Source organism: Bacillus badius NBRC 15713 (assembly GCF_001591605.1).
Classification (GTDB): domain Bacteria; phylum Bacillota; class Bacilli; order Bacillales; family Domibacillaceae; genus Pseudobacillus; species Pseudobacillus badius.
Genome location: NZ_BCVF01000001.1, coordinates 40,029 through 65,813 on the forward strand (window position 1 = coordinate 40,029; position 25,785 = coordinate 65,813).

Sequence of the window (25,785 nt, forward strand, 5' to 3'; positions counted from 1 at the left end):
AGACGGGAGTTTTTTGGTTTGTTACAGATGCTCCAGCCACTAAGTTATCTAGTACAGCAATGGTGCTTCGCTTTCTTCACAACAGGGAGCGCCATTCACCAATTATAGAAAGAGAGGCATCGATATGAATATTCAAGAAATGATTTTAACCTTGCAAAAACACTGGTCTGATCACGGCTGTATTTTAATGCAGGCATACGACGTAGAAAAAGGAGCAGGCACGATGAGTCCTTATACGTTCTTGCGGGCGATCGGACCTGAGCCTTGGAACGTGGCTTACGTAGAGCCGAGCCGGCGACCGGCAGACGGCCGCTACGGGGAAAACCCGAACCGCTTGTACCAGCATCATCAGTTTCAAGTGATTATGAAGCCTTCACCGGATAACATTCAGGAAATGTATTTGGATTCCTTGCGGGCACTCGGCATTGAACCGCTTGACCATGATATCCGTTTCGTAGAGGATAACTGGGAAAATCCTTCTCTCGGCTGTGCCGGGCTTGGCTGGGAAGTATGGCTTGATGGAATGGAAATCACTCAATTCACCTATTTTCAGCAAGTTGGCGGACTCGAATGTAAGCCAGTTTCGGTAGAGATTACATATGGAATTGAGCGTCTGGCGTCTTATATTCAAGAAAAGGAAAATGTGTTCGATTTGGAATGGACAGAGGGCTTCACTGTCAGAGATATCTTCTATCAGCCGGAGTTCGAGCATTCGAAATATACCTTTGAAACTTCAGATGCTGACATGCTTTTTAATCTCTTTGCGATTTATGAAAAAGAGGCGAAGCGCCAAATGGACGAAGGACTTGTTCATCCTGCTTATGATTATGTTCTAAAATGCTCTCATGTGTTCAACGTTCTTGATGCAAAAGGAGCGATTTCAGTCACAGAGAGAACAGCTTATCTGGGCCGTATGCGCAGTCTGGCTAGACAAATCGCCAAAACATTTTATGAAGAACGCGAAAAACTTGGATTCCCAATGTTGAAAGAGAAAGGGGAGGCGGAACATGAATAAGAGAGATATGCTGTTAGAGGTTGGCCTGGAGGAAATGCCAGCGCGCTTTGTAACGGAGTCCATGAATCAGCTTGGAAAGAAAGTGGAAGAATTCCTGCAAGAGCAGAAAGTCTCTTTTGAAGGAGTAAAGCTTTATTCTACTCCGCGTCGATTAGCTGTCCTGGTAGAAGGGGCAGCGGAAGCGCAAGAGGATATCGAAGAAGAAGCGAAAGGGCCGGCTAAAAAAATCGCCCTTCAAGAAGATGGTTCCTGGTCCAAAGCAGCGATCGGATTCACGCGCGGTCAAGGGATGACTGTTGATGATATTTATTTTAAAGAAATCAACGGTGTAGAATATGTTCATGTCAATAAATTCATTAAGGGCCAGCCGACGGTTGATTTGCTGCCGAAGCTGCGTGAGATTGTCATTGGCCTGCATTTTGGAAAAAATATGCGCTGGGCAGACAATGACCTGCGGTATATTCGCCCGATTAAATGGATGGTTGCTTTATTCGGCTCAGAAGTGATCCCATTCCAAATCACAAATGTATCTACCGGCCGGACAACAAAAGGGCACCGCTTTTTAGGAGATTCAGTGACGGTGGAGATGCCAGGAGACTACGAAGAACTGCTGAAGAATCAGTTTGTTATTGCAGATCCGGCGGAACGGAAAAAGTCTATCCGCCAGCAGCTGGCCCAGCTGGAAACAGAAAACAAGTGGGTTATTCCCGTCGATGAAGACTTGCTTGAAGAAGTCACTAACCTGGTAGAATATCCGACTGCTTTATCTGGATCATTCAACAGCAATTTTCTTGAATTGCCTGAAGAAGTGCTGATTACATCCATGAAAGAGCATCAGCGTTATTTTCCGGTAAAAGATAAAGAAGGCACGCTCCTTCCTCATTTTGTCACTGTCCGCAATGGTGACAGCCGTTCGCTTGATACGGTCGCTCGCGGAAATGAAAAGGTATTGAGAGCCCGGCTTGCCGATGCTGACTTTTTCTATAAAGAAGATCAAAGCAAAGAAATTGATTTCTTCTTAAACAAACTGCAAGCTATCGTATATCATGAAAAAATCGGCACGCTAGCTGAAAAGGTCAGCCGGATTCGCCGTTTGGCGGCCAAGCTGGGCGAACTCACTGGCACAGCCAAAGAAGAAAAAGAAAAAATCGATCGTGCAGCAGAAATTTGCAAATTTGATCTTGTTACACAGATGGTATATGAGTTTCCGGAATTGCAAGGGATCATGGGCGAAAAGTATGCTCGGCAAAAAGGTGAAGATGCGGACGTGGCCCGGGCCGTTAACGAACATTATGAACCGCGCCATGCTGGAGATAAAGCGCCTGAAACATTTACCGGAGCCATCGTCAGCCTGGCTGATAAGCTGGACACGATTGTTTCTTGCTTCGCCGTCGATATTATTCCAACCGGCTCTCAAGACCCTTATGCTTTAAGAAGACAAGCAGCAGGTATTGTTCTTATTCTGGAAGAGAAGAAGTGGGATGTTTCGCTTGAAACGGTTCTGCAAGCAGCTATCGATGTGGTGAAAGCAGACCAAGTCGGTGAAAAAGAAACGGAAGCTCTCTTGGAAGAATTGGTCGCGTTCTTTAAGCTTCGCATTAAACACAGCTTGCAGGAAAGAGACGTTCGCTATGATTTAATTGACGCTGTGCTGGCAGAGCAGATCGGCTCCTTGCCTTCTTTGTTTGCAAAAGCAGCTGTGCTGATGGCACACAAGGAAGAAGCCGGCTTTAAAGAGGCGACTGAAGCATTGAGCCGTGTTGTAAACATTGCCAAAAAAGCGTCCGCTGCAGGAGCAGTGAAGGAACAGCTCTTTGAAAATGGGGAAGAAAAGGCATTATACAAGGAATTTGTTCGTGTACAGAAAGGGCTGGAAGCGGCAGAAACAGCAGAACAGCAATTTGCTCTGCTTGCAAGCTTAAAGCAGCCGATCGAACAATATTTTGACCATACGATGGTTATGGCGGAAGAAGCAGCTGTCCGGGAAAACCGTTTAAATCAAATGAGAGAACTTTCGGTGCTTATTCTCAATTTTGCTGACTTTAATAAAATTTTAGTAAAGTAAAGGAGCAGTTGTTTTTCTGCTTTCATTGATCATTCATCTATACCAGCGCAAAATATAGCGGCCGAATGAAACTTTTCTTTTCATTCGGGTTAAATAGTATATAATATTTATTATATGGTATAACACTTTTAAAGACGGAGGCACAGGTGCTTGTTGGCTCAGCTGTAAGAATGAAAGGGGTAACGGGCTGCCGGCACTTGTGCTGTTATTGCGCATTAGGTGGTGAGGGAGATCGAACTTAATAATCGGCAGGAGAAAATCCTGCAAATTGTCAAAGAAAACGGGCCAATTACCGGTGAAAATATCGCGGAACGGCTGAATTTAACAAGAGCTACGCTGCGTCCGGATTTAGCTATCTTAACGATGGCCGGCTTTTTAGATGCACGGCCCCGCGTCGGCTATTTTTATACAGGCAAATCCGGCACCCAGCTTCTTACGGAAAATTTAATGAAAATCTATGTGAAAGACTATCAGGCGGTGCCTGTTGTTGTACGCGAACATGTATCTGTCTACGATGCCATCGTCACAATGTTTTTAGAGGATGTCGGCACGTTGTTTGTAGTAGATGAGAACAGTCATTTAGCCGGTGTGCTTTCACGCAAAGACTTGCTGCGGGCCAGCATCGGCAAGCAGGAATTAAATGCAATTCCAGTCAATATTATTATGACAAGAATGCCAAACGTTACTGTATGCGAAAGAGATGATTTGCTCGTTGATGTGGCGAAAAACTTAATTGAACGACAAATAGATGCTGTACCAGTCGTGAAAAAAACGGCTGCCGGCCAAGAAGTGATCGGCCGCATCACTAAAACGAATATTGCCAAAGCATTTGTCTCATTGGCAGATGACGAATGATGCAGCTAAGAAAGGAGGTTCTATTTTTTGCTGAATGACCCAATCATCTACATCGTCTCTGATTCAGTAGGCGAGACAGCCGAACTTGTGACAAAAGCGGCTGTCAGCCAGTTTAATGGATCACACGCTGTGATCAAACGATTCCCATATGTGGAGGATTTATCGACCATTGATGAAGTCATTGACCTGGCGAAAATCGAGCGCGGAATTATTGTTTATACACTTGTTAAACCACAGATCAGAAATTATATGAAGCAGCAAGCTGAAAAAGAAAATATTATGATTTTTGATTTGATTGGTCCGCTGATGGATGAATTAGAATCGTTATACGGCCATCAGCCTTTAATGGAACCGGGTCTCGTGAGGAAGCTGGATGAACAATATTTCAAAAAGGTAGAAGCTATCGAGTTTGCTGTCAAATATGATGATGGGCGGGATCCTCGAGGTCTGTTGAAAGCGGATGTTATTTTAATCGGTGTTTCACGGACGTCAAAAACGCCTCTTTCACAATACTTGGCGCATAAGCGTCTGAAAGTAGCTAATGTTCCGCTTGTACCAGAAGTGGACCCTCCAGAGGAATTATTTAGCCTTCCGCCTGAAAAGTGCTTTGGATTAAAAATCAGTCCGGATAAACTGAACCAAATCCGCAGGGAACGGCTGCTATCTCTTGGTCTTAATGACAGTGCGAGTTACGCGGATCTTGAACGGATTAAAGCGGAAATTTCCTATTCCGAAAAGATTATGAACCGCATTGGCTGCGAAGTGATTGATGTAACAAATAAAGCGGTGGAAGAAACGGCTAACATTATTTTAAGCCGGCTTGGCAAACGCAAATAATAATTGCCTGAGGACGTGCGGTTTTACAATTGAACAGTTGATCGATCAGTTTTATGGTTTAGGCGGCCAATGAGAAAGAGAGGCTTTTCATTTTGGAAGAGCTTCTTTTTCTTTGGCTTGCAGAAATCAATGGTTTTTTTTTATGAAATGTACTATAATAAAAAATTGTGATAAAAATGTATTTAAAAAGGTTTAACACCTAGCGTAAAGGAATAAACTAATTGTATGCCACTTGGAAGGATATTTGCCGGACGGCAGATAATTGTTCGTTTTTTTTTAGTTTATTTCTCATTTGAGAAGGATTCTAATCAACATTGTAGAATAATAATGCATAGGGAAGAGAAATTTGAGAGGATTTGTCGATTCTCTTGCCTATGCCTGCTTGGCGGTTAACCAGCAGCGCACAAGGTGCCAGAACGGATAATCGCTGGCAGAAGCCGCTAAAAGAAAACAAATAGCGGAAAAAGCTGCAGGAACTTTAGTTTTTTTATCGAACAATAGTATAGCTGGTGATGTATGTGACAGGAAAGATTCCTGAAGAAACAATTCAACAAATTAAGCAATCACTGGATATTACTGAAGTGGTCAGCGACTATGTTCAGTTGAAAAAGCAGGGAAGAAATTTTTTCGGGCTATGCCCGTTTCATGGTGAGAATTCACCATCCTTTTCTGTATCCCCCGACAAGCAGATTTATCATTGCTTCGGGTGCGGAGCGGGAGGAAATGTTTTTTCTTTTTTGATGGAAATAGAAAACATTTCCTTTCAGGAAGCTGTGGCCAAATTGGCCGAACGTGCAGGAATAACCCTTGACTCTGCTGTTACACGCCATGAGCATGGAGGCTCGATTTCGAAAGAGCATGATCAAATCATGGAAGCTCATGAGCTATTGGCAAAATTCTACCATCATTTGCTGATGAATACAACAGAGGGACAGGAAGCGCTGGATTATTTGGAGAAACGGGGTTTTTCAAAGGAAGAACTGGAAGCTTTTCAAATCGGCTGGTCGCTTCCCAATTGGGACTTTACCGCCAAATTTCTGCAAAAGCGCGGGTTTGACTCTGAATGGATGGAAAAAGCTGGATTGATTATCCGCAAAGAGGAGGATGGAAGCTACTTCGACCGTTTCCGCGGGCGCATCATGTTTCCGCTTCATAATGAAAAAGGAAAGGTCGTCGCTTTTTCCGGCCGATCGCTCCATGATGAAAAGCCCAAATACTTAAATAGTCCCGAAACCCCGCTTTTTAATAAAAGCCGTCTCCTGTATAACTTTCATCGGGCTCGGCCAGCTATCCGCAAGCAGCATTATGCTGTCCTCTTTGAAGGATTTGCCGATGTAATTGCAGCGGCAAGCGCCGGGGTGGAAACAGGGATCGCGACGATGGGAACCTCGCTGACTGATGCTCATGTCCAGCAGATTAGACGAATAGCCGATCAGGTCATTATTTGTTTTGACGGCGATTCGGCAGGCATACAAGCAGCCTTTCGTGCGGCTAATCTCTTAAGTGACAACGGCTGCGATATCAAAGTCGCCCTCATTCCAGATAAACTGGACCCGGATGACTATATAAAGGCCTATGGCGCTGAAAAGTTTCGTAACAATGTGATTGAAACAGCTATGACCCTAATGGCCTTCAAGATGGAATATTATAAGCAAGGAAAAAATTTACAGGACGAAGGCCAAAAGCTTCACTATATTGAAGAGATAGTAGCGGAAATTTCCAAGCTGAAAAAAGCAGTGGAGCGGGATTACTATTTAAGGCAGATCGCCGAGCAATTTTCGCTCTCGCTTGATGCGTTAAAGCAACAGGAAAAACAGCTGTTCTTCAAGGAAAGAAAGAAACATGCTTCAAATGAACAAACACTCCGGCCAGCACCTGCTGTACGTGCGCCGGTCAAACTGTATCCGGCCTTTCAAACAGCAGAACGAAGGCTCATTGCTCATATGCTGAAGGATGTGGACCTGACATATAAAGTCAAGGAGCTGTTAAATGGCGAAACATTCAATCTAGATGAGCACCAGGCCATCTTTACGTATTTGCTGGGTTTTTATGAAGGAGGCAATGCGCCGGATTCAAGTGCATTTATCAGTTTTCTCCCAAACACCAATTTGCGCCGCCTCGTTTCAGATATAGAAATGATGATGGTCAGTGAAGCGATAAATGATGAAGCAGTCCATGATTATATAAAAGAAATATTGCAATACGATAAAGTATTGAAAATAAAAGCAAAAAAACAACAGCAAGTGGCAGCGGAAAAGGCCAAGGATTATGGAACAGCCGCCCATCTTGCTATGGAAATTGTCAAGTTGAAAAAGGAATTGAAAAATAAGTAATCACTCTGAGGCAAGGATTTTGGAAGGAGGGGGACGACGAATGGCTGAAAAGTCTACACGTTCCAAAGAAGCTGAAGTAACACTGGAAAGAGCGAAAGAGCAAATTGTTGAGATAGGGAAAAAGAGGGGCAAATTATCTTATGATTATGTAGCGGATAAGTTGTCGCCGTTTGAAGTAGAATCTGATCAAATTGATGAATTTTATGAGTACCTTGGGGAACAAGGGATTGACATAACAAACGATGAGGACGAGGATGAGGATCCGAATATTCATGAACTTGAGAAGGAAAGCGAAGAGTTTGACCTCAACGATTTAAGCGTTCCTCCGGGCGTAAAAATTAATGACCCTGTACGCATGTATTTAAAGGAAATTGGCCGTGTCGACCTTCTTTCCGCTGAAGAGGAAATTGAACTAGCCACGCGCATCGAAGAAGGCGATGAAGAAGCCAAGCGCCGGCTGGCCGAAGCGAACCTTCGTCTTGTAGTCAGCATTGCGAAGCGTTATGTAGGACGCGGCATGCTCTTCCTTGACCTTATCCAGGAAGGAAACATGGGCTTGATTAAAGCGGTCGAAAAGTTCGATTACCGCAAAGGGTTTAAGTTCAGTACGTATGCTACCTGGTGGATACGCCAAGCGATTACGCGTGCGATAGCTGACCAAGCAAGAACGATCCGGATTCCTGTTCACATGGTTGAAACCATTAACAAATTGATCCGTGTCCAAAGACAGCTTCTTCAGGATCTTGGCCGCGAACCTTCTCCTGAAGAAATTGCTGAGGAAATGGACTTAACACCGGAAAAAGTCCGCGAAATTCTTAAGATTGCCCAGGAGCCAGTTTCTCTGGAAACACCGATTGGAGAAGAGGATGATTCTCACTTAGGTGATTTCATCGAAGATCAGGAAGCTACGTCACCTTCCGAACATGCTGCCTACGAGTTGCTGAAGGAGCAGCTGGAAGATGTCCTTGATACTTTAACTGATCGCGAAGAAAATGTCCTGCGCCTTCGTTTTGGGCTGGACGATGGCCGCACCCGCACGCTTGAAGAAGTCGGTAAAGTGTTTGGCGTAACACGCGAACGGATTCGCCAAATTGAAGCGAAAGCGCTGCGCAAGCTTCGCCATCCAAGCCGCAGCAAACGACTGAAAGATTTTCTTGAATAAAAAAGACGATCAAATGGCTTGACAGTCGAGCAGGCTGAACCGTTCTGCATTTGCTTTGTTTAATCTGCTGATAAACGCTTCTTTTCTGCATTGCTCACTTTTCGTGCCTTGTCATTGAAAAGCTGGGCTTGCAGCATAAAGCCGGCTTTGTTTGCACCTGCAGTTTACTTCTTGTCTAAGAAGTAAACTTTTTTTATTGCAAGCAGGTATTTCCCGATTTTTCTTGAATGTGTTTATGACAGGATGTGACAATGGATGAAAGATGAAAAAAAACAAATTATCCTCAATGAAATTTCTTTTTGGAAACAGAATCATATGTTGCCTGAACAATACTGCGATTATTTGCTGACGCTGTATACGCAAGGAGAAGAGCTGCCCGAAAACGCTGCCAAAAGAATAAGCGCTAAGCGTCTGTTCGCTGTCAGTTTGTTTGCGGCCCTGTTATTGACAGGTATTTCTTTATTTGTTCTATATTTTACTGAATTGTCTTTCCCTTTGCAAATGACGATTTTGGCAGCTTTTGTCGTTTTATTGACAGCTTTTGCTATTTATTTTTCTAAAAAAGGTTTTTTTCTTCCGTTTTTATACGCCGCCGCTGCTGTTTTGTTTTTGATTTTCACTGTGGAGCTGCATGAGAGATTATGGGGAGAAAACGCTGCTTCTCTTTATGCACTCTTATTTTTCCACTGTTTAATCTGGTGGGCAGCAGGCAGAAAGCTAGGTCAGATTTATTTTACAATCTCTGCATGGCTGGGAGCGGCATTGCTGCTGATTTTTATGTTTGTATAATATAAAAAATCTGTTGCAGAAGAAAAAAGGGCCGAAATTGTGTCTAATTTACGACAAACGGGTAAAAACTTCTATGTAAGGGCTTTTCGTCTTCTCTATTTTCAAGTAGAATAATAAGTGTTTGTACTTTCTATTTGTTATTTGTGTACATAAGGGAGGTTAAAAAATGAAACGTAATCCGATCATTCCGTTCTTGCTGATTGCTGTGTTCGGCCTTGGTCTGATTTTCTTCCTTTCTTTAGAGGGATTGGATAACTCTAAAGAAATGGCGAAAGAGGAAAAAGGCGGAGAGCAAGCAGAAGGTGAAACAGCAGGTGCTTTTGAACCAGAAGGTTTTTATAAGCAAACTTGCGCAGGCTGCCATGGCGGCAACTTCGAAGGAGGAGCAGGTCCTGCTTTGAAAGGTGTTGGCGGCAAATTGTCGAAAGACGAAATTAAAGAGATCCTCACAAACGGTAAAGGCGCTATGCCTCCGGGTCTTGTGCCAGCTGAAAACGCTGACGCAATGGCTGACTGGGTCAGCAAAATTAAATAATGCAGAAAAAGTTCTTTGTCTAAGGGCAAAGAACTTTTTTACATTAACCGTTTTCTATTAGAATAGAGAAGATACATTAAATTAAAAGTGGTGACACGATGAATATTAATCAATTATCAAAACGACTCATGGCGGTAGCCTCCCGGATTCCGGCTGGAGCGGTTATAGCAGATATCGGCTCCGATCATGCGTATCTGCCTTGTTATGCTGTCCAAAGAGGAGTGGCTGCACAGGCGGTGGCAGGGGAAGTAGCCGATGGTCCTTTGCAGGCGGCCAAGCAGCAGGTGCAAGCCGCAGGGCTTGAAGAGAAAATCGCCGTGCGAAAAGGAAATGGCCTGGAAGTGATTGCAGCCGGCGAGGTGGACTGTGTCACGATTGCCGGAATGGGCGGTCCGTTGATCACTTCTATTCTCAATGAAGGAAAGGAGAAGCTCGTCGGGGTCAAGCGGCTTGTGCTTCAGCCCAACCTCCGGGCAGATCATATTCGCAGATGGCTGTTAGTGAACGGGTGGCAATTAATCGATGAGGAAATCATGGAAGAAGACGGGAAAATTTATGAAATCTTAACTGCTGAACAAGGAGATGCCGACAAGCCCTACGGCAAGAGGAAAGAAGTCGAGTTGCTGACTGGCCCGATGCTGCTGGCTGAAAAAAGTGATGTATTCCTCAAGAAGTGGAGAAGAGAAGCAGATCAGCTTGAGGTGGTGCTAGAAAATCTGAAGAAGGCAGAAGATCAGCAGGCGGCCGATCAGAAAAGGCAAAGTGTGCTTCAAGAACTTCAGTTAATCAAGGAGGCAATCAATGGTGAAGAAAACGAACGGACATGAAATTATTCAGCTGTTTGAACAATTCTCTCCTAAAAGATATGCAATGGAGGGCGATAAAATCGGCTTGCAAGTTGGCCGCTTAAACAAACCGGTTGAGCGGGTGCTGATAGCGCTTGACGTATTGGAGGAAGTGGTGGATGAAGCGATTGACAAAGATGTTCAGCTGATTATCGCCCACCACCCGTTAATTTTCCGGCCATTGAAATCGGTTGTTACGAGCGATCCAGCCGGGCGGCTTTTAGAGAAGCTGATTAAGCATGACATCGCCGTGTATGCAGCTCATACAAATTTGGATGTGGCCAAGGGCGGTGTGAATGATCTGTTGGCAGAGGCGCTTGAGCTAACAGAAACAGAAGTGCTCGTACCGACGCTCCAAGAGGACTTGAAGAAGCTTGCGGTGTTTGTGCCGTCAGACCATGCCGGAAGTGTTCGGGAAGCATTAGGCAGAGCGGGAGCGGGCTTTATCGGCGAGTATAGCCATTGCTCATTCTCCGTGGAGGGAACAGGACGATTCCTGCCTGGCGCGCAGACAAGTCCATATATTGGAGAAGCTGGCCGGCTGGAAACGGTAGAAGAGGTAAAGATAGAAACCATTTATCCAAGAAGCTTGGAGAAAAAGGTTCTTTCTGCCATGCTGAAGGCCCACCCTTATGAGGAGGTCGCTTACGATATTTATCCGCTTGATAATGAGGGAGAAACACTCGGCCTTGGAAGAATCGGCCAGCTGGAAAAATCTATGACCCTGCATGAATTTGCTGAATTCGTGAAAGAGAAGCTGGATGTGAAAGGCGTGCGTGTTGTTGGCCAATTAACTGAAGAGGTCAAGAAAGTAGCCGTGCTTGGAGGCGATGGAAACAAATATTTTCAATCCGCCAAATTTAAAGGGGCAGATGTGTATGTAACGGGTGACTTCTATTACCACACTGCCCATGATGCGTTAGCAGCAGGCTTAAAGGTTGTTGATCCTGGCCATAATGTGGAAAAAGTCATGAAAGCGGGAACGGCAAATAAAATGGCTGCTTTGGCAGCGGAGAAAGGCTTGGATGTGCAGTTCATTCCTTCTTCCATTCATACAGATCCGTTTACGTTTATATAAAAACGAACAGCGGCGGGCGACCTTAATGGGAACCTGAAAGGCCTGCCGCTCTCTAAGTTCTTGAAATCCAGAACGGGGTTATTTCGACTCCCTTTTGCTGACAAACAGAAAGCGGCAGATCCTTTTACAAGGATCTGCCGCTTTCTTTGTTTTTGCTTAACGGGTTGTAAGTGTGGATCTTTTTACTTTCGGCAAGATTTTATTTAGCGGAACCTTCTTCTCGCGTGCCCATGTACTCTCATCGTTTGGATCAAATTGCTCTATAAATTGGATCACTTCTTTAACAATCGGTGTCGGTGTGGACGCTCCGGCAGTGACAGCCGCTACTTTAGCGTCTTTAAGCCAGTCAATTTCAATTTCTGAAACATCGGCCACCCGGTAAGCGGTTGTCCCGGCAATTTCTATGGATACTTGAGCGAGGCGATTAGAGTTGTTGCTCTTTGGATCGCCGACAACGATTAGCACGTCAGCAACGCCTGCTTGTTCGGCTACTGCTTCTTGCCGAACTTGGGTAGCCAGGCAAATCTCCTTGTGCATTTCTGCATGCGGATATTTTTCTTTAATTTCGTCCATGATATCAGCTACATCCCATTGGCTCATCGTTGTTTGATTGGTTACAATCACCTTTGGGCTTTGAATGTTCAATTTGCCGATATCCTCAGGCTTTTCGACTAGATGAATGATATCAGGGGCAACCCCTAACGCACCTTCCGGCTCGGGGTGCCCTTTTTTCCCGATATAGATGATTTCATAGCCTTCAGCTTTTTTCTCAAGAATCAATTCGTGCGTTTTTGTTACATCAGGGCAAGTCGCATCGATAGTGACAAGGTTCTTCTCGCGGGCCAGCTCCCTGATCTCTGGAGAAACGCCATGGGCGGTAAAAATGACCGTTCCTTCGTTGACCTTTTCCAAAATCTCTTTGCGGTTACTGCCTTCAAGAGTAATAATGCCTTCTTCTTCGAATGCATCGGTTACGTGCTTGTTATGGACAATCATTCCAAGAATATAAATCGGACGCGGCAAGCTTTTATCTAAAGCGGCGTTCCGGGCAATGACCATTGCATCTACCACGCCGTAGCAATACCCTCTTGGGGCAATTTTAATCAGTTCCATAAAAAAACCTCCTATTTTTAGGGCGGAGTGAAAATGTGTACGAATTCATTATATAGGAGGAGGCTGAACTTTGGAAGTGAACAGCCGCTTCTTAAATATAAAGTTTGGGAGACGATGATTTCGTTTCCAGTGCTGGAGCTGATTTATCGCCATCATCCTCCGGCGGAGCTTTTTCTGCTTTAGCTGGCTGTTTTTCTGTTTTTTCAGTGTCAGCTTCTTGCTGCTTACTTTCGGGCTGCTTCGATTGGCTGTCGCTTTCTTTGCTTTCCTCTGCATTAGGAAGGGATTTTAATCCTTTATACAGCTTCCACATGGAAGGCAGGTTTTTGACCATGGGACCATACTGTTCGACAATCGGACCGAATTGCTGGACGGTTTTCAATACTTGCTGGGTGTTGGCCAGCATTTGCTGCAAGTTCATGGGATTGGCTAACTTTTGGGCAGCAGCTCCGGCCCCACCACGCTCAAACCCGGTCATGCCGGATCCGGCCCCTTGCCTTAAAAGGCCAAGAAGCCCTCGTCCGCCTGTTCTTCTTGGCATGCCTGGGGGCGGCATGGAGGGAGAAAATCCCCGCATAGGAGGCGGATAGCGATAGGAGGGAGGAAGCCCGTTACCGCGCGGAACAGGAATCATCACTTGTTCATCCTTTCATATGTTCTTCTTCGTTATTGTATGCAGCAAAAAGCAAAAAGGTTTTTCCCGAAAATAAACGAATCCATAAGGATGCCTTTGATTTATGAAAGGTTTTGATATAATATCAAGATGGAGAAAAAGGCTGTTTTCAGCCAAAAGGAGTGTCACATTTGACAAATCATCAATTTGAAAAGTACGGATTTCAGCCGTTTATTAATAAAGGAATAAAGCAATTAGGGTTTCGTGAGCCGACGGCCATTCAAACCAAAATGATTCCTCTAGTGTTAAAGGGGGAAAGCGCGATCGGCCAATCGCAAACGGGAACCGGGAAAACACACTCGTATGTTCTGCCGATTCTTCATAAAATTAACCCGGCCAAAAAAGAAGTGCAAGCGGTAATTACAGCACCAACGAGAGAGCTCGCTAATCAGATTTATCAGGAGATTCTTAAGATTGCCCGTTTGTCTGATGAGGAAATTACCGCCCGCTGCTACATTGGAGGCACCGATAAGCAGCGCGATATTGAAAAGCTGAAAAATCAGCCGCATATCGTCGTCGGCACACCTGGAAGAATCAATGATTTAATACAAGCCCAAGCGCTGTCTGTGCATAAAGCTCAGATGCTCGTGATTGATGAAGCGGATTTAATGCTCGACATGGGATTTATTGTCGATGTTGACCAGATTGCTTCGAGAATGCCAGAGCAATTAAGCATGTATGTTTTTTCAGCGACAATTCCGGAAAAGTTGAAACCGTTTTTGAAAAAATATATGGAAAACCCAGAGTATATTCACATTCAGCCTAAGCATATTTCAGCAGAAAATATTGATCATATCCTTGTTCCCAAAAAAAGCCGGGAGAAGATTGATTTGCTGTCTGACATGCTGCAGGCATACAACCCGTATCTAGCGGTTATTTTTACAAATACGAAGCAAAAAGCCGATGAGGTAGCAGATGCTCTTTTAGAAAAAGGCTTAAAAACAGGGCGTATACATGGTGATTTATCCCCCCGTGACCGCAAGAAGATGATGAAGCAAATCCGCGATCTGGATTATCAATTTATCGTGGCCACGGATCTGGCGGCACGGGGAATTGATATTGAAGGGGTAAGCCACGTAATTAACTATGAGCTGCCAAAGGACTTGGATTTCTACATTCACCGGGCAGGGCGGACAGCGCGGGCAGGCTCCTCAGGAATATGCGCGACCATTTATCTGCCATCTGACGAGGATGCACTCGTTCGTTTAGAGAAGCTCGGCATCACCTTCCGTTCTGCTGATTTGCGCCAAGGAGAGTGGATAGAGCTAGCTGACCGCAATCAGCGGAAGAAACGGGAAAAAGCCGCTGATGAAATTGACGCAAAAGCTAAATCAATCGTCCGTAAACCGAAAAAGGTAAAACCAGGCTACAAGAAGAAAATGCAAAGAGAAGTAGTCCAATTTAAAAAGCGTGCCCGCCGTCTAGAAGGGAAACGCAACAACAAAGGGTAAGAAACAAGCCGGCAAATCCGCTGCTGCAAGCAAGAGAACGGCGGACCATACCGAACCTTCTTGAAGCAATGGCTTTTCAAGAAGTATGACTTGGCAGCTGGCCAAAAGAAGAAAGCAAGTATTTGTCAACGGACCGGGACCTGCTGTGGCAGGTCTTTTTTGCTGAAACAAGCTCTTTTTTTTAGTAAAATAAAGAGATAAAGGAGAGATACATATGTTGAAAATTGGTTCTCACGTTTCTATGAGCGGGAAAAAAATGCTCCTTGGAGCAAGTGAAGAGGCGGCTTCCTATGGGGCAAATACATTTATGATTTATACAGGGGCTCCTCAAAATACAAGAAGAAAGAAAATCGAAGAACTGAACATTGATAAGGGATGGCTTCATATGAAAGAAAATAATATGAGCGACATTGTTGTCCATGCCCCCTATATTATTAATATCGGCAATACAGTAAGCGAAAGCACGTTTGAGCTTGGAGTGAACTTTTTGCGTTCCGAAATAGAACGCACTGCTGCTCTCGGCGCTAAACAAATTGTTCTTCACCCCGGTGCTCATGTCGGAGCGGGGGCGGAAGCGGGCATCAAAAAAATTGTTGAAGGGCTCAATGAGGTGCTGACCAAAGACATAGATGTCCAAATAGCGCTCGAAACAATGGCTGGCAAAGGATCGGAGTGCGGCGCGTCGTTTGAAGAGCTGGCGATGATTATCGACGGCGTACATTTAAACGATAAATTATCGGTTTGCTTTGATACGTGCCATACCCATGATGCGGGTTACGCCATTAAAGAAGATTTTGACGGAGTGCTTGACCACTTTGACCGTGTCGTTGGAGTAGACCGGATCAAGGTTTTGCATATCAACGACAGCAAAAATGAACAAGGGGCGAGAAAAGACCGTCATGAAAACATTGGGTTTGGCCACATTGGATTTGACGCGCTTAATTATATCGTTCATCACCCTCAGCTGATGGAGGTTCCTAAAATTTTAGAAACTCCGTACGTCGGCGAAGATAAAAAATCACGCAAACCGCCTTACAAATTTGAAATTGAAATGTTCCGTCAAAAAGCCTTTGATGATGAGGTACTAGAGAAAGTGATAGCTGTTCATTAACGAGCGTATTTTCTCTATGAGCAAGCGGATGCGCGGCAGCAAAAGAAGGGACAAGCGCTTCTTCTTTTGCTGCCTAACCGCAAGCTTCTAATCCCTGTTTGACTCGTGAGCTGGGCTGCAAATGAGCATCTTTGTGTTTTTTATTGTAAAAATGTGGTCAGCAATTTATTTAGTTTATTTGCGGTTTGTTCGTTCGTGATGGCGGCAATTTCCCTCAACAGACTTGCCCTCGCCTGTTCATTAAATAAATTGACTTTTTGTCTGCGCAGAAGGCTGGAAACTTTTTCAGCCTCTTCCCTTTTTAACGGGATATCTAGCCCCTTTGCATAATTTAACAATTCATCTGCCGTAATTGTTTGCGCCTTTTGATTAATGAGGTGCTGTAAGAATTTCATTAGCAGTCACTCCTTTTCTTCTATGTTTAATGTATGAGAGAAAGAAAAAGAGGTGATTGAAGGACAGAATGGAGCGAAAAGAATATTCTAAAATAAAAAGGAATGATGGTATGCCTAAACAACACAAAAGAGAAAGTAAATCCCGCTCTTTTTACCGCCTCGTTATGATCTTGGTGGGAGCAGCTTTTGCCGCTGCCGCCATTGAATTATTTCTTGTTCCTAACAATATCATTGACGGGGGAATCATTGGGATATCACTAATCCTAAGTTACTTATTCCAGCATCCGCTGCTGAATTTCTCCACATTTGTTGTTCTATTAAATATTCCATTTCTCTATTTTGGTTACAAGCAGATCGGAAAGACGTTTATGTTTTCTTCGCTTTTTGGAATCATTTGTCTTGCTTTTCTGGAAAACAGCTTTCATCGATTCGATCCATTTACAAATCAGCCGATTTTGGCGGCTATCTTTGGCGGGCTTCTTCTTGGCCTGGGAGTCGGGCTTGTGATTCGCCATGGCGGTACGCTTGACGGCACGGAAATCCTCGGCATTTTGATGACGAAAAAATTACCTTTTTCCGTCGGGGAGTTTGTTATGTTCATTAATATCTTTGTATTTGGCTGGGCCGCTTTTGTACTGGGCACGGAGAATGCAATGTACTCCGTTATGACGTACTATATTGCATTTAAAGCGATTGATACGGTCATTCAGGGATTAGAGGAAACGAAGGCCTGCATCATTATTTCTGATTTTTATGAGGAAATGTCCGATGTTATTCTTCATCGTCTTGGAAGGGGAACCACCAAGCTGAAAGGAAAAGGCGGGTTTACAGATTCGGAAAAAGAAGTGATTTATGTAGTTGTCACCCGGCTGGAGATCACCAAGCTCAAAAGCATTATCAATGATGTGGATCCGGATGCTTTTCTGACGATTATGAATACCCATGAGACAAGAGGCGGCCGTTTTAAGACAGCGATCCATTAACCAAGCCGGAGCTGCCAGGAGGCAGTTCCGATTTACTTTTCTTATTAGATGTTGTATACTTCATTTGATTTACAAATCGTAATCATTCTTATAAAGGAGACACTTCAATGAATCAACCACCTGTCATTGAAATTAAAAACGTGTCCTACCGTTATGACCGGGATAATGTGTTAGAGAACATTCAATTATCTGTCCCTAAAGGGGCTTTTTTAGGTTTAGTAGGTCCGAATGGCTCAGGAAAATCCACTTTGCTTAAATTAATTTTGGGCCTGTTAAAAGTGAAGGAAGGGGAAGTTTTCCTGTTTGGCACCCCTCAGAAGAGTTTTAAAAACTGGGATCGGATTGGCTTTGTCTCGCAAAAAGCCAATTCATTTAATACGGGCTTCCCTGCAACTGTCTATGAGGTAGTAGCGAGTGGCTTAACGAAGAAGCTGGGACTCTTCCGGCGGCCGGGAAGCAAGGAAAAGCAGGCGATTAAAGCGGCTGTAGAAGCAGTAGGGATGGAGGCGTTTCTTACCCGGAATATCGGGGAGCTTTCCGGCGGACAGCAGCAGCGGATCTTTATTGCCAGAGCGATTGTATCCAAACCGGATATTCTTATCCTCGATGAGCCGACTGTTGGAGTGGATAGCAAAAATGTCGAATCATTTTATAACATGCTTGCTTATTTAAATCAGCAGATGGGAATTACACTTTTGCTGGTGACACATGATATTGGCATTATTAGCGATAAAGTGACCCATGTGGCTTGCTTAAATAAATATTTGCATTTTCACGGCAGCATGCAGCAGTTTGAAACACTCGATGAAGAGGATTTGTCCGACTTATATGGACACGGCATTCATCTCCTTGACCATCATCACGAGCATCAGGGGGCAGATGTATGATTGAAGCAATCGGACAATATGAGTTTCTTCAAAATGCTTTTTTGACGGGCATGATTATCGGAGTGATTGCGCCGCTTCTAGGTGCGTTTATCGTTGTAAGACGGCTGTCGCTCATCGCGGATGCTCTTAGCCATGTAACGCTGGCCGGGATTGCGGCCGGATTGTACTTTAGCCAGACATTTACTTTTCTCGCCTGGCTTAATCCTATGTATTCGGGAATGGTTTTTTCGATTATCGGCTCTTTGTTCATTGAACGGCTGAGAACGGTTTATAAGCATTATCAGGAATTGGCCATACCGATTATTTTGTCGGGAGGCATAGGCGTAGGTGTGATCTTTATTTCATTGGCGGACGGCTTCAACACAGATTTATTCAGCTATTTGTTCGGCAGCGTCAGCGCTGTCAGCCGTGAAGACTTGTGGCTGATCTGCCTCATTAGCCTCATTGTGATAGCAACCGTTTATTTATTGTATAAGGAATTATTTTTACTGTCATTTGATGAAGAGCATGCTAAAGCTTCAGGCATACCGGCCAAGTCTATCCATTTTATATTTATCATTCTTGTGGCGCTTGTGATTGCAGCCTCTATGAGGATTGTCGGTGTCCTGCTTGTATCCGCGCTGATGACATTGCCGGTTGCTGCCGCTATGCGGATGGCCAAAGGCTTTAAGCAGACCATTGCTTATTCTGTCTTGTTTGGTGAAATCGCGGTGCTTGCCGGATTGGTTAGTGCCTTTTATTTGGATCTGGCTCCGGGCGGAACGATTGTTGTGGCCTCTATCCTGATTTTATTGCTCGTCATTGCGGCTAAAAAGTTTACAAAGGCGGGGTGAGAAAGCATGAATTTAACGGAAGCGGTTGAGCTTTTAAAGAAAAGGGGATATAAGCAGACCGGCAAGCGCGAAGATATGCTGGCGCTATTTGCGCGCAAAGATAAATATTTAACAGCAAAAGAAGTGCTGGAGGAGATGAAGGACAGCTATCCAGGACTTAGCTTTGACACGATTTATCGGAACTTAGCGCTGTTTGTAGAGATGGGGATTCTTGAGGAAACTGAATTATCTGGCGAGCGGCATTACCGTTTCACTTGCTCGCATAAGGAGCATCATCATCATTTTATTTGCCTCACTTGCGGCAAGACCCGGGAAATTCATTTATGTCCCATGGATCACATTCATGAGCTTCCCGGATATGAAGTGTCCGGCCACAAATTTGAAATTTATGGGTTGTGTCCGTCCTGCTCGCCAGCAAAAGAGGCCTAAAACCGCTGAATATCAAAAAAAGGATGCAAAAAAGCTTTATGCTTCTTTTGCATCCTTTTTCTATTGGTTAGCTTCTGTTGAGGGGAAGCGTTTTTTCTGTATGGACCCATTGATCCACCCACTGCTCTGCCTGTGTCCAATTATTGACGCGAATGACTCCCTCAGGCACCGGGTCCTGGTTATAGGGAGTATTGAATAAGAGCACAGGAATACGCAGTTCTTCATGAATGCTAACTGCATTATCATGTTTATCTTCAAAGAAAATGTCCACTCCATATTGCTTGGCTGCCTTGATTTTATCATGAGAGCCAATTAGCTCAATGCGATCATAAAGAATATCCTGCTTTTCAAACCATTGTTCAGTAATATCCATCAGGTGGCTTCTGCGGGCACTAATAAAAAACAGCTGAAATTGTTTTTTCCACTTTAAAAGGACTTCTTTCGCTCCTTCTGCAAGGGGAGAGCTGGAATAAATTGCTGGTTCTTTTTTGTTGAACCAATCGCTGAAGCGTTCTGCCGGAATATCAAGTGCTTCGGATAAATCGTATTTCTTTATATCATCAAGCGTAATATTTAAAGAAAAGTCCTCGTTAATGAACGGGATCAGACTCGTTGGACAAGTAACTGTTCCATCGATATCGATGCCAAACCGTTTTTCTTTCATCGTTCTTTGCTCCTTACGTTGTGAAATCTTTATCAAAGTGTATCATATTTTGGTGAAGATTGTTATGAAAGACCTTGGCGATCGGAATAATTTTAACGAAAATGCCAATACTATAAAGGCTCCTTAAATGATGATAGTGAGGGGATGAGTAGCAATGGATGATAATAAATTTGACAGAGACCCAATGCCCGCAGGCGAAACAGGGATGTATGAAGAGACAGCTGCTGAACTGACTGATCCGATTCCTTCACGTATCGATGATGAGGAAAGGATAGATGATGGAGAGGATAGAACTACGGGCGGCCGCGGTTTTGGATATGCCGGTTTAATCGTTTCTGTTCTCGCGTTGTTTATTATGCCGGTTCTGTTGGGGATTGTTGGCATCGTTCTCGGTTTCTTTGCAAGGAACAGAGGAGAGAGAATGCTTGGTGCTTGGGCAATTGGCGTAGGAGCTGCTGCTGTGATTATGGGGCTATTCGTTTTACCCTTTTTTTAGATAACACAAAAGCCTGGCATTTGCCAGGCTTTTTGCATGTTATGCATTTTGCGCTTCTGCTTCTTGTTTCCGGTAATATTCTTCAGCAATTTTGTCAATTTCTTTCTTCAGCTCTTCGACCATTGTTTCTTCCGGCACTTTGCGGACAATTTGTCCTTTGCGGAATAACAAGCCTTCCCCGCGAGCGCCAGCGATACCGATGTCAGCCTCACGCGCTTCTCCTGGTCCGTTGACAGCGCAGCCAAGCACCGCCACTTTAATAGGTGCTTTAATTTTCTGGATGTATTCTTCTACTTCATTAGCAATGCTGATCAAATCGATTTCGATCCGTCCGCAAGTTGGACAGGAAATTAAGGTTGCAGCATTGGAGGAAAGGCCAAAAGCTTTTAGCAGCTCTCGAGCTACTTTAATTTCTTCAACAGGATCTGCGCTTAAAGAGATGCGCAATGTGTTCCCGATGCCTTTGCTTAAAATGGCTCCAAGACCTGCGGCGCTCTTTACAGTTCCTGCAAATAATGTGCCGGATTCTGTAATGCCGAGGTGAAGCGGATAATCAAAGGCTTTAGCTGCTTTTTCATACGCTTCGATCGCCAGGTTTACATCTGACGCTTTCATGGAAACAATAATGTCATGGAAGTCAAGGTCTTCCAGAATCTTAATGTGGTGCAGTGCACTTTCTACCATTCCATCAGCTGTCGGGTAGCCGTATTTTTCTAAAATGCGGCGTTCAAGGCTTCCTGCATTGACGCCGATACGAATCGGAATGCCTTTCGCTTTGGCGGCATTCACTACAGCTTCCACTTTTTCGCGGCGGCCGATATTGCCCGGGTTAATCCGGATTTTGTCAGCTCCGCCTTCAATCGCTTTTAATGCGAGCTTATAGTCGAAATGAATATCGACAACGAGTGGAATATTAATTTGTTTTTTTATATCTGCGATGGCATTGGCCGCACGCTCATCAGGACAAGCAACGCGGACAATTTGGCATCCAGCTTCTTCAAGGCGGTGGATCTGCTCGACCGTTGCCTTTACGTCGTGAGTTTTAGTCGTTGTCATACTTTGGATAAATAGTTCATTGCTTCCGCCGATGGTTAAGTTTCCAACTTTCACCGGACGTGTATTTGAACGGTGGATAATTTCACTCAATGGTGATTCGCCCCTTTTCATTCTGTTAAAAAGCTGCTTCAGTCATCAATTGTACCAGTAATCGGGCAGGTCTGACAAGGAATTGACAGCGGAAAACGCTTTTCGCTTGCTGCCGTTTGCAGAACTTGGCTCCTTTGCTTTTTGCAGCCGTTATCTCCGGCCTTCATACAGAGGAAATTTGTATTGTTCGCCCGTGCGGATGCTGTCCGGCGAGATGCCTTGGTTTAATTCTTGAAAGTCAATAATGGCTGTTTCAATGTCTGCCGGAAGCTTTCCGCGATGCAAGTCGGCCAAAATGGAAAGGACCGTATCCCCCTGCTCCACCTTCATTTCTTTATAAGGAAGAGCGGGCAGTTCCTTCCTTTCTGCCTTCACTTTCTGCTGCTGCGGTTCTTCTATATGGGGCAGCGAGCCGTTGGTCAAGTCGTTCCAGAGACCGGCTGCGACTAGGATACAAGCAATAAAGATCAAGAAATTTTTCATCTCTCCACCTCTTTTTAGTACTATATGCTTGTCCTAAAGAAATAGAACAATAAAAGAGGCGGCAGATAGTTATTGTGCTTCCGGCTGCTTTTTCGCTTTTGGGAGCGGAATGGAGCGGACAGCAAGAAACAGCATCAGCCCCGTTAACAACCAATCAATAAGCAAGCTGAAAGGAAGAATAATGCCGGCTATGTGCAAAAGCGAAAAGAGGACAATCGCAGGCGTCATAGCATAAGCGGCCAGCCGCCAGCTTTGCCGGTAAAACAGCTTTCTGCCTGTTAGCTGCTTAAAAAGCATGCCGATAGCAGCAAAAATGGATACTTTGATAAAGTAAAGAGCTGCAGTGAATAAATAATAAATGATAAAGAGAACAGGAAAAATAATAGCCGAGTAGGCTTGAATGGACTGGATATAATCGATGATATCCTCTTTATGAATTGTTCCGATGCCTGGGAAATTATAAGAAATCGTTTGTACCTGCCCTCCGATGGATAAGACCAGTTCTGTCTTTAAAAGTCCCATGGCTTCGGTTTTTTTTGCGACATCCTCTGCTGACACCGTACCTGCAGGATCAAAAACGATATCAATCGTTCCTTTTTTCATCCAGATCGATTCCACTTCATTAGCCGTCAGCTGGCCTTGTTCGATCGTAAAGGGCGGCAGTTCTTCCTTTACCGCTTCTTTCAAGGATGACAGGCCGCTTGTTGCCAGCAGGCTGAATTGAATAATAAATGGCAGAGAAGCGATCAGCGTTAATAAAAAAACATAAGCGATGGTCTTGCCTATTCCTTGAAACCGAAAAAAAGAAATCATTTTGGGAGAATAGAGACTCTTCCATAGCTGCTGAAAAATATTCATATGTGAATCCTCCTTCTCGTTATTCTATTCTTAATTCTCTTCATTTTTCAAGCGCAGCGTCCTATTTTCTCTCTCTTTTTGTAATGAAAATGTAACATAACTCACCTAATGTTAATCAATTGTAAATTTTTCATTGAGAGCATTTACTTCTTCCTTGCAATTTATTAATAATTGTAGAGGGTTTGCAAGTTTTGTCGAATTCATTTTGATTAGGAGTTGAAAAGATGGGGATTAACGTCCAAGAAATGCTGTTCCAGTTTCTAGGAGGACTTGGTATATTTCTGTATGGGATAAAGCTCATGGGGGATGGACTGCAGCAATCTGCTGGGGATCGTTTGCGTGACATTCTCGACCGCTTTACGACTAACCCTTTGATGGGAGTTTTAGCGGGGATTCTTGTTACTGTCTTAATTCAAAGCAGTTCCGCCACTACGGTTATTACCGTTGGATTGGTCAGTGCCGGGTTTATGACTCTAAGGCAGGCAATCGGCGTTATTATGGGGGCTAATATAGGTACAACAGTTACGGCCTTTATTATTGGGATCGATGTGGGAGCTTATGCTTTGCCTATTCTAGCGCTTGGCGCCGTATTTATCTTCTTCTTTAAGAGCAAGAAGATGCATAATATGGGAATGATTCTTTTCGGTTTTGGTTCTTTATTCTTCGGTTTAGAGTTAATGAGCGACGGCATGAAGCCGCTGCGTTCACTAGAAAAGTTCCATGATTTAACAGTTAATATGAGTTCCAGCCCTATCTTAGGTGTCGTAGTCGGAACGATCTTCACTGTGATCGTTCAAAGTTCCAGTGCGACGATTGGAATCCTTCAAGGCTTATTTTCAGAGAATTTGCTTGATTTAAATGCAGCTTTGCCGGTTCTGTTCGGCGATAATATCGGAACGACCATTACAGCTATCCTAGCATCGATTGGGGCTTCAGTAGCGGCAAGACGGGCAGCGGCCACTCACGTATTATTTAACGTGATTGGAACGGTTATCTTTTTAATCATCCTGCCGTTGTTTACACAATTTATCCATTACCTAACCGGTATGCTGGATCTAGAACCCAAAATGGTCATCGCCTTTGCGCACGGTACGTTTAATGTGACGAACACATTAATTCAGCTTCCGTTCGTGGGAGTTCTTGCTATGATTGTAACGAAGCTGATCCCAGGGGAAGATACTGTGATTGAGTATAAAGCAAAGCATCTTGACCCAATCTTTATCGAACAATCTCCTTCCATTGCCCTTGGACAGGCGAAAGAGGAAGTGATCCGCATGGGACAATTCGCCGTGAAAGGGATGGAGGAAGTCCAGTTATACTTAAAAACAAAAAATCAAAAGCATGCTGATACGGCTACTCAAGTAGAAGAGGCTTTGAATAATTTAGATAAAAAAATTACTGATTATTTAGTTCATTTATCAGGCACCTCGCTTTCAGAAGCGGAATTAGAAAAGCACAATATGTTAATCGATGCGGTCCGGGATATTGAGCGCATCGGCGATCATTGTGAAAACATTGTTGAGCTGATCGACTATCAGCAGGCGAATAAAGTGAAAATCACCGATCAAGCAATGGCGGATTTAGAGGAAATGTTTGCTTTAACGATTTCCGCTGTGAATAAATCGGTGAAAGCGTTAGATGAGAACGACTTAAACTTGGCTAAAGAAGTAGCACAAAAAGAAGATCTAATTGATAAGATGGAGAGAAAGCTGCGCAAACAGCATATTCTGCGCATGAATGAAGGGCTTTGTACAGGACAAGCAGGCATCGTGTTTGTTGATATTATCAGTAACCTTGAACGGATGGGTGACCACGCTGTGAATATTGCAGAGGCAATTCTCGGAGTGAGAGATCTGTAGAGCAGCGACCATCTGAAAGGAAGCAGGAGCAGTCTTTTCCTTGAACAGGAGAAGGCTGCTTTTTTACTTATCGGCAAACATTATGGCCGCTTCTGTTCCAGCCTTTAAAGATCGTATGTTTTGCAAATGCATCCGGCAGGGGAAAAGAGTTTTCTGCGGGGCTGTAAGCTTTATTATTGATTAGCGCTTTCAGTTTTGTTACTCTTATTATTGAAAGTAGAGAAACAAATATTACATAGGGAGGAATTTATTATGGCATTTCAATTACCTGAATTACCTTATGCATATGATGCACTGGAGCCTCATATCGACAAGGAAACAATGAATATCCACCATACGAAACATCACAACACATATGTAACAAACTTAAACAAAGCACTTGAGGGCCAGGAGGAATTGGCAAGCAAGTCAGTTGAAGAAGTAATTGCCAACCTGGATGCTGTTCCAGAAAACGTACGCACAGCTGTACGCAACAACGGCGGCGGACATGCGAACCACTCTCTATTCTGGCAAATCCTTTCTCCAAACGGCGGCGGGGCGCCATCTGGCGAATTAGCTGATGCCATCAGCAGCAAATTCGGCAGCTTCGACAAGTTTAAAGAAGAATTCGCTGCTGCGGCTGCAGGCCGTTTCGGTTCTGGCTGGGCTTGGCTTGCTGTAAACAACGGTGAATTAGAAGTAACAAGCACACCAAACCAAGATTCTCCAATCATGGAAGGCAAAACACCGATCCTTGGCTTGGACGTTTGGGAGCATGCGTACTACTTAAATTACCAAAACCGTCGTCCTGATTACATCAATGCTTTCTGGAATGTTGTTAACTGGGATGAAGCAGCTAAGCGTTATCAAGCAGCAAAATAATCAATGCAAAAAGCGAGCCGGAGAACCGG

The 25,785-nt window shown here is 44.2% G+C and carries 26 protein-coding genes; 19 read left to right on the plus strand and 7 right to left on the minus strand.

What is annotated here, in order from left to right; translation table 11 throughout:
* Nucleotides 1-124: 124 nt before the first annotated feature.
* From glyQ to BBA02S_RS00270, 10 genes are all read left to right on the plus strand, one after another.
* The gene (glyQ, locus tag BBA02S_RS00225) at nucleotides 125-1,015 is read left to right on the plus strand and encodes a glycine--tRNA ligase subunit alpha (protein WP_041097293.1); all 891 of its coding nucleotides are present in this window, start codon (nucleotides 125-127) and stop codon (nucleotides 1,013-1,015) included.
* On the plus strand, nucleotides 1,008-3,080 hold the full coding sequence (gene glyS, locus BBA02S_RS00230) for a glycine--tRNA ligase subunit beta (protein WP_041113275.1): 2,073 nt from the start codon (nucleotides 1,008-1,010) through the stop codon (nucleotides 3,078-3,080). The genes glyQ and glyS overlap by 8 nt, the downstream gene beginning before the upstream one ends.
* 219 nt (nucleotides 3,081-3,299) lie before the next feature.
* Entirely contained in the window at nucleotides 3,300-3,935 is a 636-nt protein-coding gene (gene ccpN, locus BBA02S_RS00235) for a transcriptional regulator CcpN (protein ID WP_041097289.1), read from the plus strand.
* Nucleotides 3,936-3,965: 30 nt separating this feature from the next.
* On the plus strand, nucleotides 3,966-4,772 hold the full coding sequence (locus BBA02S_RS00240; RefSeq protein WP_041098209.1) for a pyruvate, water dikinase regulatory protein: 807 nt from the start codon (nucleotides 3,966-3,968) through the stop codon (nucleotides 4,770-4,772).
* Nucleotides 4,773-5,290: 518 nt separating this feature from the next.
* Nucleotides 5,291-7,105 carry a DNA primase gene (dnaG, locus tag BBA02S_RS00245; RefSeq protein ID WP_087903730.1) on the plus strand — a complete coding sequence of 605 codons (1,815 nt, stop codon included), beginning with the start codon at nucleotides 5,291-5,293 and terminating at the stop codon, nucleotides 7,103-7,105.
* A 40-nt stretch (nucleotides 7,106-7,145) separates the two neighbouring features.
* Entirely contained in the window at nucleotides 7,146-8,267 is a 1,122-nt protein-coding gene (rpoD, locus tag BBA02S_RS00250) for an RNA polymerase sigma factor RpoD (protein WP_041097285.1), read from the plus strand.
* Nucleotides 8,268-8,522: 255 nt separating this feature from the next.
* The gene (locus BBA02S_RS00255) at nucleotides 8,523-9,056 is read left to right on the plus strand and encodes a hypothetical protein (RefSeq protein WP_041097283.1); all 534 of its coding nucleotides are present in this window, start codon (nucleotides 8,523-8,525) and stop codon (nucleotides 9,054-9,056) included.
* A 166-nt stretch (nucleotides 9,057-9,222) separates the two neighbouring features.
* Nucleotides 9,223-9,591, plus strand: a complete 369-nt coding sequence (gene cccA / locus BBA02S_RS00260) for a cytochrome c550 (protein ID WP_041097281.1) — start codon at nucleotides 9,223-9,225, stop codon at nucleotides 9,589-9,591.
* A 98-nt stretch (nucleotides 9,592-9,689) separates the two neighbouring features.
* Entirely contained in the window at nucleotides 9,690-10,418 is a 729-nt protein-coding gene (locus BBA02S_RS00265) for a tRNA (adenine(22)-N(1))-methyltransferase (RefSeq protein WP_041097279.1), read from the plus strand.
* Nucleotides 10,396-11,514 (plus strand): Nif3-like dinuclear metal center hexameric protein, encoded by a 1,119-nt coding sequence (locus tag BBA02S_RS00270; RefSeq protein WP_041113406.1) that lies wholly within the window; start codon nucleotides 10,396-10,398, stop codon nucleotides 11,512-11,514. Before BBA02S_RS00265 ends, BBA02S_RS00270 begins: the two co-directional genes overlap by 23 nt.
* A gap of 156 nt (nucleotides 11,515-11,670) precedes the next feature.
* Here BBA02S_RS00270 and BBA02S_RS00275 read toward each other — a convergent pair whose 3' ends face one another.
* Nucleotides 11,671-12,627 carry a 4-hydroxy-3-methylbut-2-enyl diphosphate reductase gene (locus BBA02S_RS00275; RefSeq protein ID WP_041097277.1) on the minus strand — a complete coding sequence of 319 codons (957 nt, stop codon included), beginning with the start codon at nucleotides 12,625-12,627 and terminating at the stop codon, nucleotides 11,671-11,673.
* 91 nt (nucleotides 12,628-12,718) lie between these two features.
* On the minus strand, nucleotides 12,719-13,261 hold the full coding sequence (gene vrrA, locus BBA02S_RS00280) for a VrrA/YqfQ family protein (RefSeq protein WP_041113276.1): 543 nt from the start codon (nucleotides 13,259-13,261) through the stop codon (nucleotides 12,719-12,721).
* Between the two features lie 170 nt (nucleotides 13,262-13,431).
* Between vrrA and BBA02S_RS00285 the strand changes: the two genes are divergently transcribed.
* Together BBA02S_RS00285 and BBA02S_RS00290 are read left to right on the plus strand one after the other, a co-directional pair.
* On the plus strand, nucleotides 13,432-14,751 hold the full coding sequence (locus BBA02S_RS00285; protein WP_041113277.1) for a DEAD/DEAH box helicase: 1,320 nt from the start codon (nucleotides 13,432-13,434) through the stop codon (nucleotides 14,749-14,751).
* Nucleotides 14,752-14,965: 214 nt separating this feature from the next.
* The gene (locus tag BBA02S_RS00290) at nucleotides 14,966-15,862 is read left to right on the plus strand and encodes a deoxyribonuclease IV (RefSeq protein ID WP_156141423.1); all 897 of its coding nucleotides are present in this window, start codon (nucleotides 14,966-14,968) and stop codon (nucleotides 15,860-15,862) included.
* A gap of 140 nt (nucleotides 15,863-16,002) precedes the next feature.
* On the opposite strand, the gene BBA02S_RS00295 is transcribed toward BBA02S_RS00290, so the two are convergent.
* Entirely contained in the window at nucleotides 16,003-16,257 is a 255-nt protein-coding gene (locus BBA02S_RS00295) for a DUF2624 family protein (RefSeq protein WP_041097269.1), read from the minus strand.
* A 110-nt stretch (nucleotides 16,258-16,367) separates the two neighbouring features.
* On the opposite strand from BBA02S_RS00295, the gene BBA02S_RS00300 reads away from it, so the two are divergent.
* From BBA02S_RS00300 to BBA02S_RS00315, 4 genes are all read left to right on the plus strand, one after another.
* On the plus strand, nucleotides 16,368-17,240 hold the full coding sequence (locus BBA02S_RS00300) for a YitT family protein (protein ID WP_041098205.1): 873 nt from the start codon (nucleotides 16,368-16,370) through the stop codon (nucleotides 17,238-17,240).
* A 107-nt stretch (nucleotides 17,241-17,347) separates the two neighbouring features.
* Nucleotides 17,348-18,127, plus strand: a complete 780-nt coding sequence (locus tag BBA02S_RS00305) for a metal ABC transporter ATP-binding protein (RefSeq protein WP_041097268.1) — start codon at nucleotides 17,348-17,350, stop codon at nucleotides 18,125-18,127.
* Nucleotides 18,124-18,960 (plus strand): metal ABC transporter permease, encoded by an 837-nt coding sequence (locus tag BBA02S_RS00310; protein WP_041097266.1) that lies wholly within the window; start codon nucleotides 18,124-18,126, stop codon nucleotides 18,958-18,960. Before BBA02S_RS00305 ends, BBA02S_RS00310 begins: the two co-directional genes overlap by 4 nt.
* Before the next feature lie 6 nt (nucleotides 18,961-18,966).
* Nucleotides 18,967-19,389 (plus strand): Fur family transcriptional regulator, encoded by a 423-nt coding sequence (locus BBA02S_RS00315; RefSeq protein ID WP_041097264.1) that lies wholly within the window; start codon nucleotides 18,967-18,969, stop codon nucleotides 19,387-19,389.
* Between the two features lie 67 nt (nucleotides 19,390-19,456).
* Here the strand turns inward: BBA02S_RS00315 and BBA02S_RS00320 are convergent, their stop codons facing one another.
* Nucleotides 19,457-20,053 (minus strand): 5' nucleotidase, NT5C type, encoded by a 597-nt coding sequence (locus BBA02S_RS00320; RefSeq protein WP_041097262.1) that lies wholly within the window; start codon nucleotides 20,051-20,053, stop codon nucleotides 19,457-19,459.
* A 154-nt stretch (nucleotides 20,054-20,207) separates the two neighbouring features.
* On the opposite strand from BBA02S_RS00320, the gene BBA02S_RS00325 reads away from it, so the two are divergent.
* Nucleotides 20,208-20,549, plus strand: coding sequence for a hypothetical protein (locus tag BBA02S_RS00325; protein WP_041097259.1), 342 nt, complete (start codon nucleotides 20,208-20,210; stop codon nucleotides 20,547-20,549).
* Nucleotides 20,550-20,588: 39 nt separating this feature from the next.
* Here the strand turns inward: BBA02S_RS00325 and ispG are convergent, their stop codons facing one another.
* The 3 genes from ispG to BBA02S_RS00340 all read right to left on the minus strand — a co-directional run bounded on the left by ispG (nucleotide 20,589) and on the right by BBA02S_RS00340 (nucleotide 23,036).
* Nucleotides 20,589-21,686, minus strand: a complete 1,098-nt coding sequence (gene ispG / locus BBA02S_RS00330; protein ID WP_231557152.1) for a flavodoxin-dependent (E)-4-hydroxy-3-methylbut-2-enyl-diphosphate synthase — start codon at nucleotides 21,684-21,686, stop codon at nucleotides 20,589-20,591.
* A 159-nt stretch (nucleotides 21,687-21,845) separates the two neighbouring features.
* Nucleotides 21,846-22,178 carry a hypothetical protein gene (locus BBA02S_RS00335; protein WP_041113278.1) on the minus strand — a complete coding sequence of 111 codons (333 nt, stop codon included), beginning with the start codon at nucleotides 22,176-22,178 and terminating at the stop codon, nucleotides 21,846-21,848.
* A 69-nt stretch (nucleotides 22,179-22,247) separates the two neighbouring features.
* Nucleotides 22,248-23,036, minus strand: coding sequence for a DUF1189 domain-containing protein (locus BBA02S_RS00340; protein WP_041113279.1), 789 nt, complete (start codon nucleotides 23,034-23,036; stop codon nucleotides 22,248-22,250).
* Between the two features lie 224 nt (nucleotides 23,037-23,260).
* Here BBA02S_RS00340 and BBA02S_RS00345 point away from each other — a divergent pair, with 224 nt between their 5' ends.
* Nucleotides 23,261-24,895 carry a Na/Pi cotransporter family protein gene (locus tag BBA02S_RS00345; protein WP_041113280.1) on the plus strand — a complete coding sequence of 545 codons (1,635 nt, stop codon included), beginning with the start codon at nucleotides 23,261-23,263 and terminating at the stop codon, nucleotides 24,893-24,895.
* Between the two features lie 252 nt (nucleotides 24,896-25,147).
* The gene (gene sodA / locus BBA02S_RS00350) at nucleotides 25,148-25,756 is read left to right on the plus strand and encodes a superoxide dismutase SodA (RefSeq protein ID WP_041097249.1); all 609 of its coding nucleotides are present in this window, start codon (nucleotides 25,148-25,150) and stop codon (nucleotides 25,754-25,756) included.
* Nucleotides 25,757-25,785: the final 29 nt, after the last annotated feature.